This window comes from Shewanella sp. S1-49-MNA-CIBAN-0167, assembly GCF_040310145.1.
GTDB lineage: Bacteria > Pseudomonadota > Gammaproteobacteria > Enterobacterales > Shewanellaceae > Shewanella > Shewanella psychromarinicola.
On record NZ_JBEOPO010000030.1, the window covers coordinates 1 to 13665 of the forward strand.

Below are 13665 nucleotides of genomic sequence, written 5' to 3' on the forward strand. Positions count from 1 at the left end.
AAAACCAAACTCATTGGCATTTTCTTCAGAATCTTGGCAACGAAACACGGTTCCATCAACGGCAAGGGTGGTAAGCCCTAGCGCGTTATTCTCCCCCAACGCTTGCTCAAGCCAAGCTGAGACAGTGGATTTAAATAAGTACGACATAGGCGCTTCACCTAAGCGTCGTCGGCAATCCGTCAATACACTCGGCGCTACGCGAGACCAAGTTGAGTCTCCAGATTGAAGTGCAATATCCATCGAGCTACAGACTTCTTTGATGGACTGGTTACGAATTAACCCCATCCAGAGTACTAGCCAGACTGCCTGCTGGGCAGGCAGACGGCGATTACGGATACTCGCCTTGTTAGCTGAAAGGAGTGATTGTTCGATCCAATCTGAATCAATCGCCTCCATTACAGAACCGTAAGACCCGCTTTCTTCAACAGACTCATGAACTAACTCAAGCTCTTGCACAAACATAAAAAATCCCCACCAGAATACTGGTAGGGATTATCTTTCATCTGCAGGATCGGTCAAGTGCTCTTAAACGATCGGCATTGACCCTTTAGGTAGCTTTTAAGCAGTGCGGATAACCTTAAGAAATTACTCGTAATCAGTGGAGTAAGTTTCTTCATAGGTGTGCGAGTAAAGTTCAAACAAGTTGCCAAACGGGTCTTCTAAGTACACCATTTGGGTTAGATTGTTGTCGTCTTCTGGGTGGTAGCGCGTGATATCCATACGTGCTTTACCGCCATATTGCACAGTACGTGCAATTGCACCTTCAAAGTCATCTGTTTGCAAACAAAAGTGGAAGATACCAATACGGGTGAAATCAACTTCATGACGTTCTTGACGATCTTTCATTTCAAACATCTCAACACCAATACCGTCAGTCGTGACTAAGTGTGCAATGTTAAAGCCTTTAAAGCCTTCACCAAAAACGGCCACACACATTCTGCCAATCGCAGTTTCACGTTCTTCTTGAACCTTAGTGTTACCCATTACCACTTTTAGACCCAGCGCTTTAGTGTAAAACTCAACCGCTTTATCCATGTCGCCAACCATCAAACCTACGTGATTCATTTTCATAACTTACTCCTAAAAAACTATTTATTAATTCGTCATTTGTTTCGATGGAGTAATCTTACGGCGAACGAGGCATAAATAAAAATTATCAAATATTATTAAATTAATAATTTTAACTTATGATTTTAATTTATGATTTTTTGGTTAGTTGAAAAAATAGAAGTTAATCAAGCAATGGCTCAGCCTGAGACAATTAGACAAGTCCAGCACAGCAATAAAGCTTGAGATCAATCAGGTAGAAATGCAGTAACGGGTTTTATAAATGGCTGGTAAGTGCAGAGGCAGTGCAGGGAGTTTGATGAACCTAACTAATTGTCAGCAGGCATATTTACTTGGTCAAATAAGCTAATGTTGTCTCTTGATTGGTGAGAGGCTCATATGCTTTAGGGAGATTAATGGCTCTGTCTTTCTATTTCTAGTTCTATTAATAGTGCTGTATGTGCATCATTTGCTGCGTATCTTTTCTGATGATCGTGTAGAGGAAATATTGACCAATTTGATTGTTGTGCACTCTTCGATAGCCGTTGATTAAAAAACATTGCAACTGCAACTCTAGCGCCAACGCGTTGTTTCACATGCGCAAAACGCATCACTTTTGAAGATAGTTCTTCTGTATTTACTAATTTAATTCCAAATTTTCTAAAAAGAATTTTTTTATCTTCTTTCAATCCAAAACCTACCTTCCTTATTGTTGGATCAGATAATATTTCTGAGATTGCAGTAAAATTTTCATAAAATTTTGTAGGAAATAAGAATACTTTAGATTTTGTGGCTAGCTGAATTAGATGAGGTCCATCACTTACCTCACCTTTTATAAAACAAGGTTTGCTCTCTGTATCAAACCCTAAACAAGAGTGTGATCTCAACTCCGCTATTGCACTTATCGAGTCTGCTTTGTTTGTGACAACGATTATATTCTCTAGACTAATACCTTCATAAATGGGTAAATCTCGAATTTTCTCCTTTGTTGGCCTTTCCATTGAGTATCCTTCTTTTCCACAGAGTCAGTATTCATCCATTGCGCTGTTTGCAAGGCATAAATCGCTTCTTGGATTTGCCCGATGCCACATCCAAATGATTAGGTAACGCTTTACTTAACCTAAGATGCTATAGGAATTCACTTTTTTAAGGTAGTTATTTTTTTGTACAATATTTATGCTAATTGCTTGTTCTGATTAGAGCTTTTAAGGCTGGTTTTGAGGTGTTTTATCTAAAGGTTGCAGGACTCAATAACATTGAGGCCGTTGAAGACTCTTTATAAAGGAATGCGTGAGCCTGACAGGCCTTTCTCGCACATCTGACCTATATGGATATTGGAAATGTCATTATGATGTCGGGAACATCATTGACCATGTGCTTCAAGGCATTCAGGCATTTTGCCTATCAGAAGCGTTAGCATTTTCACTCTTTGTAATAAGATAGGGCGAAGGGCCACGACGTTAGTGGCCGCAGGCCATCAAAGCTAAATCATAAAGAATGACAAAAAAAGACCATTAACAATGGTCTTCCTCAACAAACCTACTCTTGCAAAAGGTCTTTGCAAATATGCACCAAATCCGACTGTACCGCCGCTGCAGTCACCTCACGCCCAGCCCCTGGACCGCGGATAATCAAAGGGTTACCTTGATAAAATGCACTGCGAATAACAAACACATTATCACCTGGGGTTAAGTTAGCGTAAGGATGATTGCTATCAACCCATTGTAAGCCTACTTCCGCTTGTAGTTTGCCTTCGACCTTATCCAGTGAAGCCACATAACGCAGTACCTTGTTTTGCTCGGCAGCGGCTACATATTGTTGCAATAAATCATCATCTAACTCGCTGATACGATCCAAAAAATCCTCAAGTGACAACTCAGCTAATGCTTTAGGCACCAAAGAACTAAGGCTAATGTAGTCTAACTCTACCGCCAAGCCTATTTCTCGGGCCAAAATAAGCAGTTTCCGTTGCATGTCACGGCCCGATAAGTCATCACGGGGATCCGGCTCGGTAATCCCTAAACTGCGAGCTTGAAGCACTAATTCAGAAAAGGGTTTAGTGCCATCATAATTTTCAAACAACCAACACAAGGTGCCAGAAAAGATACCACCAACGGCCTCAACAGTGTCGCCACTATTGCGTAAGTCATTTAACGCATGCTGAATAGGTAAACCTGCACCACAACTGGCGTTATAACGCCAAAATAATCGACGATTACTTAATTGCTGCTTTAATTCACGATAAAATGGCAATGGCCCAGAACCGGCTAATTTATTGGCACTCACCACATGGATACCATGGGCAAACAGCTGTGGATATTGTAAGGTTAAGGCGGCACTAGCACTGATATCTAATGCAACAATTTCATCGCATGATAATAGTGCTAACTGCTCAAACAGTTTGTCATAATCCCATTCAATGCCTTGCTGTTGATAATCGAGTTGCCACCGTTCAAGGTTAATACCGTCATTGGAGATTAACGCTTTTTTCGAGCCCACTAGACCCACTAACTCAACAGAGGCTTCAAGTTCACTATTTAATGTTGGGCTAGCCCGTTTAAATAAATCAATCCACGCCTCACCGATATTACCCACCCCAAGCAATAACACCCCAATGCGCATTCTTGGACCGGCACAACGGCGATGTATTTTCTGGGTTAATAAACTCACTTGAGCTTGCGGCACTAAGGTCACTAAACTTAACGCATCTTGATAAATAGGTTTCGCATCACGACTCAGTAGTCGGGCAAAACTGCGTCTAAAGTGGTGAGCATCAGCACTGACTAACGCCACTAGGCCTAAATCAGTTTGGGTACTCAATTCTTCAATCGCAAATTCACTGCGGTACCGAGTAAGCAAAGATTGCACTTGTTTCTGGCTTTCAAGAGTAAGGGCGAGTTCAAACTTATGCTGTGCCAACGACCAATAAGCTAACGGCGTGATGCCTGCTTTATCTAAAATCGTCAGTAATGGCTCAATATCTGAGTTCATTTTAAAACTAAACAACAGCACTTCATTTAAGTTGGTGATTACCGGTGCGCTCGCTGATGAACTCAGTGGCGCAATTAAGGTAAAATCTGTGTGTGAGGCATAACTAGAGCGTACAGCTAAACTCACTGCCGTATTAAACAATGGCTGTAAGGTACGAGAATGCAATACTGGCGAACCTAATCGCGCTAAGCGATCCGCTTCCGCTAATGACATACTCTTTAGTAATTTTGCGTCATTAATTTTGTTCGGGTCAGCATTAAATACCCCTTCAACATCAGTCCAAATTGTCACTCTTTCTATGTCGGCTAAACTGGCAATCAAGGTCGCACTAAAGTCTGAACCATTACGGCCTAATAATAAGGTATCACCCTGACGATTAGCACATATAAAACCGGTAATAACTAAACGTTGTTGTGGATGCTGCGCCAATAAGGCTTGAACTTTCTGACGCGACTGCGGCACTAAAATATTAGGTACAGCCCCTTCCTCAGCGACAAGAATAGAGCAAGCATCAACATGATTGGCTGCCACCCCCATTTCTCGTAACAAAGCCGCCATCAGGCGCGCGGACCAACGTTCACCAAAACTCACCACTTGATTAAATTGGTAATCATTGCGTTGCTCTAAGGATAACAGACTGACTAACTGAGATTGGTCAGAAGACAAACGTTCGCGCAAGTCTCGCGCTTGTTCATTGGATAATAATTGTTCAATTAACGTTTGTTGATAGCTAATCAGAATTTGTAGTTGCCCTTGCCACAATTGACTACTGTCACGCAGGCTGAGTAATTTGTATAAAAAGTTAGTCGTTTTTCCGGCGGCGGATACCACCACTAAATCATCACTTTGACCATGTGTAAGAAGAATATGTGCAACACGGCGATAGCAATCTGCATCCGCTAAACTTGAACCACCAAACTTGTGTAAATGACTTCGCGCCATTACTGACTCCTTAAACAACTACGACTTGTGTTGCGACTGCTAGACTTCTATTTTGAAATGAATAGTGTTGCAAGTGCATATTTTTACTATTTTACTTAATTTGGGCAAAACCACAGCTAACTTAAACTCGAATTAAGCTAATTTAAGCCAAATTAAGCTGATTTAATCGCGTTAACAGCAGCTAAGCCAGCTTTAATGTCGGCCACAAGGTCCTCAGCATCTTCAATGCCAACCGATAATCTCAATAAAGTCTCTTTAATACCAGCCTCTTTCCTTGCTTGTGGGTCCATAGCTCTGTGGGTCATCGTGGCCGGAACAGCGACTAAGCTTTCCACTCCGCCTAAACTTTCCGCAATACTAAACAGGGATAATGCCTGTAAAAATGCCTCCACTTCAGCTTCACCACCGAACAACTCAAAGCTTAACATCGCGCCAAAGCCTTGTTGTTGTTTTGCCGCAATGTCGTGACCAGGATGGTCTTTTAATCCCGGATAATACACCTTGGACACCACAGCACTGGCACTCAATAACGCAACAATTTTTTGCGCATTACGCTGATGCTCACGAATTCGCACCGCTAAAGTGCGCAAGCCACGCAAGGTTAAGTAACTGTCAAAAGCAGATCCCGTTAACCCTAACGTATTTGACCACCAATGCAATAATTCACCCACTTCAGCATCTTTAGCCACCACAGCGCCACCCACCACATCACTGTGACCATTAATGTATTTAGTGGTTGAGTGAATAACGATGTCAGCACCCAATAACAAGGGTTGTTGTAATATTGGCGATAAAAAGGTGTTATCTACCGCCACTAACGCACCGACGTCATGGCAGGCTCGGCTAATAGCACTAATATCGACCACCCGCAGCAGTGGATTCGATGGCGTTTCTAACCAGACCATTTTCGGTTTTTGGGCAATGGCTTGGTTCAATGCTTGTGCATCAGTTTGATCAACAACCAACAACTTAAATTGACCTTTTTTAGCCAAATGCGTAAATAGGCGATAACTACCACCATAACAATCATGCGGCACCACTAATAAATCATCTGGACCAAGTAAGCTAGTCACTAAGGTAATGGCGGCCATGCCAGTACAGGTCACTACACCTGTAGCGCCTTGCTCAAGTTTGGCCAGCGCTTCACCTAAAATACAGCGGGTCGGATTACCCGATCGGCTGTAATCAAACTCGCGCGGATTGTTGTGACCATCGAAGGAATAATTGGTTGATAAATAAATTGGGGGCACTATGGCGCCATGCTGTGTGTCTGTTTCAATACCCTGGCGAACGGCCAATGTGGCGCTTTGATGCTTAGTCATAATTGACTCCTAAAAATGTCACAAACACACAAAGAGATGTCTAGACGTCTAAATCTACCGAAGAGATCTTCATCCGTCAACAAAAATAGACGCTTAGACGTCTAAACATCAAGAAATCTATTTGCATCGAGATTAAATATTCGCAATAATTTGACTAGAGAGTGTAACGGTTTAAAATCTGCACCGTATTTATCGTTAAGGGTAAGTTAATGACTGAATGGAATGGCGAATATATCAGCCCATATGCCGAACACGGCAAAAAAAGTGAACAAGTAAAAAAGATAACAGTTTCTATACCTCTAAAAGTACTAAAAATACTGACAGATGAGCGTACCAGACGCCAGATAAACAATCTGCGTCATGCAACCAACAGTGAACTGCTGTGCGAAGCATTTTTGCATGCGTACACAGGTCAACCTTTGCCTTATGATATTGATTTATCAAAAGATCAACCTGACAGCATTCCAAGTGAAGCGAAAAAATTAATGGATGATATGGGGATCGAGTGGGAAGAGCTCGAATAATTCACTGGTTAGTGATTACCTCACAAACTGTTAAACTGCCCTTTTAAGAAGCAGTGATGTTGTTAACGAGAATTTATGATGCCATTTATCGATCCAACAACCTTGATACTGGCATCAGTTATCGTGTTTTTTGGCGCACTAACCCAAAGCTTAATTGGTTTTGGGTTAGCCGTTGTTGCCAGCCCGCTGCTGTACATTGTTAATCCTCAATTAGTCCCAGTGCCCATTATTGCCATGGGTTTTGCTATCTCTGCCATGACACTTTTTCGAGAGCGCGGACACTTACAGTTTAATGGTCTGCAATATGCGCTATTAGGCCGTATTCCTGGGGGATTCTTAGGTGCTGGATTATTATTGTTTGCGCCCCAACCCATATTAGGCTTAATTATTGCGGCTATTGTGTTTATTGCCGTGATCCTGAGTACCTATCGCGTTACCGCACCAATAAATCGCAGCAGTTTATTTATCGCCGGGGTATTTTCGGGCATATTTGCTAATATCGCTGCCATTGGAGGTCCACCAATGGCTATATTGCTTGCAGGCAAAGATGCCAGTCAATTTCGAGCCGCATTATCAGCCTTCTTTGTCTTTAGCTCATTAATTGCGCTAGCTATTCTAGCTGTTGTTGGCTTAGTTGAGCTCAAGCACTTATGGTTATCACTGTTGTTATTGCCTTCAGTGATTGCGGGCTACCTTGTCGCTGGCCGATTAATTGGCCGCATCGATAAAGAAAAAACCCGTATGGCGACATTAATATTATGTAGCATTAGCGCAACAATATTGGTCATCATGTCGGTCAACACATTAATCTCTGCTAATTAATCTCTGCCTATTAACAGCCCCTTTTTTTTATCGCATACGATTCAGACATAAACAACAACACATTCTTATATGTGGCCGAACATCTATCACTACCTAGTACCATGTTACCTAACAAAATTTTATCCTCTGCACAATAGATCTGCATCACAGTTGTTCATTAGATTTCTTTCAATTAACTTTTTTTCAATTAGATTTTTCTCATGAATATGATCTACTTCAAATTAACAATACCTATTTTTAGGTAACATTCTTTACAGCAAAGAAATGATCACATGTTGCTAATGCTTCAACCATAAAAAAGCTCTATAGAGGATAAAATGATGAACACATACGTTAAAGTTGGTATCGCAATCGCCATTGCATTATCACTCGGTAGCCAAGTAATGGCAGCCGATGGTGGTAACCCTAAAAAAGGCAAACACCTGTACAAAAAAGAATGTAAAGCGTGCCACAGTGTCAATAGTGAAGGCGTAGAACTCACTCCAATGACAAAAACCATGAGCCAGTGGGATCGATTTTTTACCCGTGATATGCACAAAGCTAAACCCGCCATTTTTGAAGCCTTATCAGAAAAAGACCTGAAAGACATTCAACAGTTTTTGTATGATCACGCAGCTGATTCAGACCAACCAGCAACCTGCGGTTAAATCATCAATGCTGAGCACCTTTTCGTCCTAAGCGAAAATATCAGCCAATAAACAAACCGAAAAAAATAGTGGGGCTTAGCCTCAGGGAAACTTACACCAAAAAATTGCCAAATTGAACTGACCATTTGGCAATTAACGGGGAGAAATACCATGAGAACTCTCATCTCAATATTAGTTGCCAACGCTCTTTTTATGAGTAGTGCAAGTCTAGCGGCAGACACTGATTCACAAAAAATTGCCGACCTGAAACAACAGCTTGCTAGCGTTACCGATGATCTTGACTACTTAAGCTCGCGGGTTGACAAAACCGAGCGTCATACTGCCTTAGATAGAGTCGCAATCACAGGTGATTTTAGAACCAAAGCACATTCATTACATTATCAAAATGTCACTTGGAACCCAGCCATGAATGTCAATTTTTCTGACTTTGGCGCTAAAGCCATGTCAGGAGTATTTGGCGATCCTAATAGTGCCACTTCACCATTAGGCCAAATGATGATGGCTAACCCTGATTTAGCCAGCGCGTTTCAAAGCGGTGCGCTAAATGGCGTTATGCCAATGCTGTTAGGTCAAAAAACTCAACAAGATATTGATAACGATATATTTTATACCACGCGGTTGCGCCTAAACATTAATGCCAAAGTATGGGATAACGTCAGCTTTGCCGGACGCTTGACCATGTTTAAGAGCTGGGGAGACTCTAGCGGGGTTAAAGTGTTTGACTCGTGGAACTCATTCACCATGGACGGCACCAGTAGCGGCAGCACCAGTGGTGATGAATTAAAAGTAGAACGCGCCTATTTTAACTGGAAAGACATTAACGGTAGCGGCACGTACCTTTCTATCGGACGTCGCCCCTCAACGTACGGCCCACCAAGTCATTATCGTGAAAATGAACTCAGAGGCGGCACGCCATCAGGTCACTTAGTCAATTTCAACTTCGATGGCCTAACCTTAGGTTACAATCTGGGTGATATCACCGGCATTGAAGGCCAAACCGTGCGTTTTTGCTATGGTCAAGGCTTTGAGTCGCAATACGGCAATGGCGAATTGTTTGGTGACATCATCACCAAAGACACTCACCTCGGTGGTTTTAATATCGACGTTATCAACGACGGTAACCACTTCTTGCAGTTCACTTTATTCGGCGCTAAAGATGTCAATGATGGCTTCACAGGCACCATGGCATTCCCAACTCAACTCGCGGGTATCTTTGCCCCAACCATGTATCAAGACATGCAAAAGTTTGACAACTTTAACTTCGTCACCCGAGTACAGCCTAGTGGTGTAATTGGAGATATATATTTAGGTGGATTAGGTTATGCCTATGAATCCGATGACGACATGAAAGTGTTTGCTTCACTCGGTTGGACTCGTGCAGAACCTAACGGTAATGCAGGTTTGTTCGGTGGCATGTTAAGCGATGCAGTATTTGAAGCAGAACTTAACAGCACGGGTACAGAAATTATTATGGTACCAAAAGAAACGGTTGATAGTGACACCAAAGATGGCTATGGCATTTATGTGGGTATGCAAATACCTGCACCATACGGTAAATTCGGCTTGGAGTATAACTACGGTTCTAAATACTGGAGTCCCTTCACCCAAGCTCAAGATGACCCTATTGGCAGTAAGTTAGCCACCCGTGGTCATGTTGCCGAAGCCTATTATATCTTTGATATTAATCCAAAAATGTTTATCAAGTTAGCCGGTTTGTATTACGACTATGAATATACCGGAAGTGGCTCACCAGTAGGTTCACCTCTGAAAGTTGACGATGTGATTGCCGGTAACGCTTACTCCATGCTGCCAGTGGTCGACACCGCCTATGACGTTAATGCTTCACTAACGATTAACTTCTAACTTAAATCTCTAACTTGGCCCCCCTGAGCACAAGCTCAGGGGTAAGGATAAACATCATGAAACTATTATCAGCACTGGCTGTATTACTGTTATTAAGCAGTAGCGCGCAGGCTGCATTTGACCATAAAGAGGCGCTGAAAGGGCCTTTTGCCAATGGCCCTGAAGTGACGACACAATGCTTAACATGCCATAAAGAACATGCTGAAGAGTTTATGAAGTCTTCACATTGGACTTGGGAATTGGAACAAGAATTACCTGGTCGCACCGTTAAGAGAGGAAAGAAAAACAGCATCAACAATTTTTGTGTGTCGATAGCGGGTAATGAACCGCGCTGCACCAGTTGTCATGCGGGTTATGGTTGGAAAGATTCTACATTCGACTTTAAAGACATGAGCAAAGTGGACTGCTTAGTCTGTCACGACACGACTGGTACTTACATAAAAGACCCTGTTGGTGCCGGCGAGGCCTTAGCAAGAGTCAATTTAGCCCGCGTAGCACAAAATGTGGGTGCACCAGTGCGCGATAATTGCGGCAGTTGCCACTTTTACGGCGGCGGCGGTGATGGTGTTAAACATGGCGATTTAGACTCCTCCATGTCTTACCCAGACAAAGCCACCGATGTGCACATGGACACCGATGGTAACGATTTCCAATGCCAAACTTGTCATGTCACCGAAAATCATCAAATTACCGGTAATGCGATGGGAGTATCGCCAGGTGGTGAAAATCATATTGGTTGTGAAAACTGCCATGATGCAGCTCCACATCAAAATAAAAGACTGAACACTCATACAGCAGCCGTGGCGTGTCAGACATGTCATATTCCATCATTTGCTAAAAATCTAACCACCAAAATGCGTTGGGATTGGTCAACCGCAGGTCAAGATATTCCTGTAACGACAGATCAATACGGCAAGCACACCTATATGAAAAAGAAAGGTAGCTTTATTTGGCAAAAAGACGTGAAACCACAATATGCTTGGTTTAATGGCTACGCCGATGCTTACATGCCTGGCGACAAAATGGACCCAGCTAAAGTGCTTAAATTAGCTTATCCATTAGGTGATATTAACGATCCTAAAGCCAAAATCTACCCATTTAAAGTGCATACAGGCAAACAAATTTATGACACTGAACTCAACATCTTACTGACGCCTAAAATTTACGGTGAAGGTGGCTACTGGAGTGAATTTGATTGGGACTTAGCCGCAAAACTGGGAATGGAAGCTAACCCAACCATGATAGAGAAAGGACTCAAGTACAGTGGTAATCATGGTTTTGTTGAAACCGTAATGTGGTGGCGTGTCAACCACATGGTGTCACCAAAAGACAAGGCATTACAATGTAATGACTGTCATAACAAAGGCGAGCGTTTAGACTGGAAAGCCCTTGGTTATGATGGCGACCCAATGAAAAACCGCAAAGGTATTAAACACACTAAAGCAGACTAGAACAGACTAGAAATGCGATAAGCTGAAACAAAAAAACCGCCATCGACTTTTACGATGGCGGTTTTTTATTAGCTAAAAAGTCAGCTAAAAATCCAATCCTTGGCACTCAAAGTCTTGTTCAATACCACTAATAGGATCGGTGAACCGTAACCGTTTCGCTAATAGTTGCAACGGCTTGCCAAAATTATCAGGCCCTTTAGGCTGTAATATCGGATAAAAGCGGTCGTTTAAAATCGGCATACCTAAACTCTGCATATGCACTCGTAATTGGTGAGTTTTACCTGTGATTGGGCTTAATGTAAACAAGCCTAAATCACCCATTACCGCCACTAAACTGATTTCAGAATGGCTGTTAGCCTCACCTTCAACCACCTGCATGGTAAAGCTGGGGGTAGCCGCAACGATACGATTTTTAACGGTCCAATGCATGGGCAAGGTGCAAGTATTATCGGCTAACTGTGCTAATAGCTGTGGAGTTAACTTGGCGATGGCCTGATAATCTTTGGTAATCTTGTTATCTAAAAACAACTGGTGATATGCATGCCGCGTTTGCGGATCCAGCGTCATTAACATCACCCCTGCTGTATCTTTATCTAGCCGGTGGGCGGGTGCTACAGTGTCAATTTGCGTGGCGATACGTAATCGATGCACCAAGCATTCGTTAACGTAATTACCGCCTGGGGTCACAGGTAAAAAATGCGGTTTATAGACAATAATAGTGTTGCTGTCTTGATACAGCACTTGCTCAACAAACGGCACTTTAGTTTCAGCCACCACTTCCCGATAGTAATACACTCTTTGGGTCGCTTGATAGGCAGTATTAATACCAATTAACCCGCCATGCTGCCAATGTACTTTGCCTGCTTCGATCCTTTGTTGCCACACACTGGGATCAATTTGTTTAAAATGATCGATCAAAAAATCAATCACAGTGTGGTATTGCTTGCCTGCTAACTCATTAGTACGTGGCAACACAATATAGGATGGCTGAGCAGCAATGGCAGCGCTTGATGTTTGGCAAGAAGACAGAACGTGACCCGCGATATAATTTGATGAATTAGGCATAAATAACTTGGCTATATAAAGATAACGATAAAAGACAAAATGTTAGTGTTATCTTATCAGGCCGAATCTAGATTGTATCTTAATTATCGCTAGGAAAATAACACAATATAAGCGTTATACATCCACATGCGACTTGAGTAATTGCAGCACAAAATCCATGGTCTTATGGCAATTAGGTTGTTCAACTAAAATCAACTTATCCCGGTTATACATAGGTAAAACTTCTAACCAACGTTGACTAACCCAAGTGGCATCTTCTAAATGTACTTGTGAGTACAACTCAAGCAAATCCGGATTCACTTGATAAAATTGTTCAAGTGCGGCGCTGATAATTTCAAACTCACCCGCGATGGGCTCATCGCACCAATTAGCGCAAGGTAGCGCACGAGCAATCCAGCAACCATCACGTTTTTTGGCGGCGGATAAGATTTTAAGACGTTGTGAACCTTCAATAACAATGCTTAACGAACTATCCTCCAACTGATTGAAGTCAATAATATTGCATTGGGTTGCCGCAATATAACAAGGCAGTTCGCTATTCACTTTCAATGGCGCAAATGCTAGGTCATAGTGGCCTTTTAATACATCTGCAACCATACATAAATCGCTAGGTGTCACGACTCGAATTTCAAGTCGCCCACCGGGCAACAGCACTGCATCTTGGATGAGTAATGCCACTTCTTTTGTTTGCATAACAGCCTCCAACACCATAGGTGACGTTACTGAACCAAAGTCGAATCAATAAAATAAGTGTAGCAGTGGTTAATAATTCAACAACTTAAGCGGGTTAAATAATGCGAACTAACGACATCACCACTAAACTCGCTACGCTCTACTCCAATAGACCTTGTTCAATACGACTGTATTTCAAAAAAGAACAAAAAAAGAACAAAAAAAGAACAAAAAACATCCAATATGCTAAGGCACCATAAACGCTCGATACGATCCATTATGGTGCCAAAGGTAACAATATCTGGCTTTATTGCACATT

General features: G+C 42.3%; 12 protein-coding genes. 5 read left to right on the forward strand and 7 right to left on the reverse strand.

The window, feature by feature from the left end; translation table 11 throughout:
• From AAEZ00_RS14230 to metB, 5 genes are all read right to left on the reverse strand, one after another.
• Positions 1-462, reverse strand: a 462-nt coding sequence (locus tag AAEZ00_RS14230; RefSeq protein WP_351088881.1) for a transposase domain-containing protein, incomplete at its 3' end; no start/stop codon positions are given.
• A gap of 123 nt (positions 463-585) precedes the next feature.
• A complete protein-coding gene (locus tag AAEZ00_RS14235) occupies positions 586-1071 on the reverse strand; it encodes a VOC family protein (protein WP_101033981.1) in 486 nt (161 codons plus the stop codon).
• A 389-nt stretch (positions 1072-1460) separates the two neighbouring features.
• Entirely contained in the window at positions 1461-2048 is a 588-nt protein-coding gene (locus tag AAEZ00_RS14240; protein ID WP_124012557.1) for a 3'-5' exonuclease, read from the reverse strand.
• A gap of 538 nt (positions 2049-2586) precedes the next feature.
• On the reverse strand, positions 2587-4980 hold the full coding sequence (locus AAEZ00_RS14245) for a bifunctional aspartate kinase/homoserine dehydrogenase II (protein ID WP_351088883.1): 2394 nt from the start codon (positions 4978-4980) through the stop codon (positions 2587-2589).
• 152 nt (positions 4981-5132) lie between these two features.
• Positions 5133-6302 carry a cystathionine gamma-synthase gene (metB, locus tag AAEZ00_RS14250; RefSeq protein WP_124012559.1) on the reverse strand — a complete coding sequence of 390 codons (1170 nt, stop codon included), beginning with the start codon at positions 6300-6302 and terminating at the stop codon, positions 5133-5135.
• A gap of 209 nt (positions 6303-6511) precedes the next feature.
• Here metB and metJ point away from each other — a divergent pair, with 209 nt between their 5' ends.
• From metJ to AAEZ00_RS14275, 5 genes are all read left to right on the forward strand, one after another.
• On the forward strand, positions 6512-6826 hold the full coding sequence (metJ, locus tag AAEZ00_RS14255; protein ID WP_101033977.1) for a met regulon transcriptional regulator MetJ: 315 nt from the start codon (positions 6512-6514) through the stop codon (positions 6824-6826).
• A gap of 75 nt (positions 6827-6901) precedes the next feature.
• Positions 6902-7648, forward strand: coding sequence for a sulfite exporter TauE/SafE family protein (locus AAEZ00_RS14260; RefSeq protein WP_124012560.1), 747 nt, complete (start codon positions 6902-6904; stop codon positions 7646-7648).
• 317 nt (positions 7649-7965) lie between these two features.
• Complete coding sequence (locus AAEZ00_RS14265; RefSeq protein ID WP_124012561.1) at positions 7966-8295, forward strand: c-type cytochrome; 330 nt, start codon at positions 7966-7968, stop codon at positions 8293-8295.
• Positions 8296-8445: 150 nt separating this feature from the next.
• Complete coding sequence (locus AAEZ00_RS14270; RefSeq protein WP_124012562.1) at positions 8446-10158, forward strand: DUF3373 domain-containing protein; 1713 nt, start codon at positions 8446-8448, stop codon at positions 10156-10158.
• Between the two features lie 56 nt (positions 10159-10214).
• On the forward strand, positions 10215-11609 hold the full coding sequence (locus AAEZ00_RS14275; protein ID WP_124012563.1) for a tetrathionate reductase family octaheme c-type cytochrome: 1395 nt from the start codon (positions 10215-10217) through the stop codon (positions 11607-11609).
• Between the two features lie 84 nt (positions 11610-11693).
• Here AAEZ00_RS14275 and AAEZ00_RS14280 read toward each other — a convergent pair whose 3' ends face one another.
• Together AAEZ00_RS14280 and AAEZ00_RS14285 are read right to left on the reverse strand one after the other, a co-directional pair.
• A complete protein-coding gene (locus AAEZ00_RS14280) occupies positions 11694-12674 on the reverse strand; it encodes a pseudouridine synthase (protein WP_124012564.1) in 981 nt (326 codons plus the stop codon).
• 114 nt (positions 12675-12788) lie between these two features.
• Positions 12789-13367 carry an LON peptidase substrate-binding domain-containing protein gene (locus tag AAEZ00_RS14285; protein ID WP_101033971.1) on the reverse strand — a complete coding sequence of 193 codons (579 nt, stop codon included), beginning with the start codon at positions 13365-13367 and terminating at the stop codon, positions 12789-12791.
• Positions 13368-13665: the final 298 nt, after the last annotated feature.

What these genes read in the sequence shown, in the direction of transcription:
- metB (WP_124012559.1), bottom strand. Translation starts at nt 6,302, where the DNA reads ATGACTAAGCATCAAAGCGCCACATTGGCCGTTCGCCAGGGTATTGAA.
- AAEZ00_RS14280 (WP_124012564.1), bottom strand. Translation starts at nt 12,674, where the DNA reads ATGCCTAATTCATCAAATTATATCGCGGGTCACGTTCTGTCTTCTTGC.
- AAEZ00_RS14260 (WP_124012560.1), top strand. Translation starts at nt 6,902, where the DNA reads ATGATGCCATTTATCGATCCAACAACCTTGATACTGGCATCAGTTATC.
- AAEZ00_RS14265 (WP_124012561.1), top strand. Translation starts at nt 7,966, where the DNA reads ATGATGAACACATACGTTAAAGTTGGTATCGCAATCGCCATTGCATTA.
- AAEZ00_RS14235 (WP_101033981.1), bottom strand. Translation starts at nt 1,071, where the DNA reads ATGAAAATGAATCACGTAGGTTTGATGGTTGGCGACATGGATAAAGCG.
- AAEZ00_RS14285 (WP_101033971.1), bottom strand. Translation starts at nt 13,367, where the DNA reads ATGCAAACAAAAGAAGTGGCATTACTCATCCAAGATGCAGTGCTGTTG.
- metJ (WP_101033977.1), top strand. Translation starts at nt 6,512, where the DNA reads ATGACTGAATGGAATGGCGAATATATCAGCCCATATGCCGAACACGGC.
- AAEZ00_RS14270 (WP_124012562.1), top strand. Translation starts at nt 8,446, where the DNA reads ATGAGAACTCTCATCTCAATATTAGTTGCCAACGCTCTTTTTATGAGT.
- AAEZ00_RS14245 (WP_351088883.1), bottom strand. Translation starts at nt 4,980, where the DNA reads ATGGCGCGAAGTCATTTACACAAGTTTGGTGGTTCAAGTTTAGCGGAT.
- AAEZ00_RS14240 (WP_124012557.1), bottom strand. Translation starts at nt 2,048, where the DNA reads ATGGAAAGGCCAACAAAGGAGAAAATTCGAGATTTACCCATTTATGAA.
- AAEZ00_RS14275 (WP_124012563.1), top strand. Translation starts at nt 10,215, where the DNA reads ATGAAACTATTATCAGCACTGGCTGTATTACTGTTATTAAGCAGTAGC.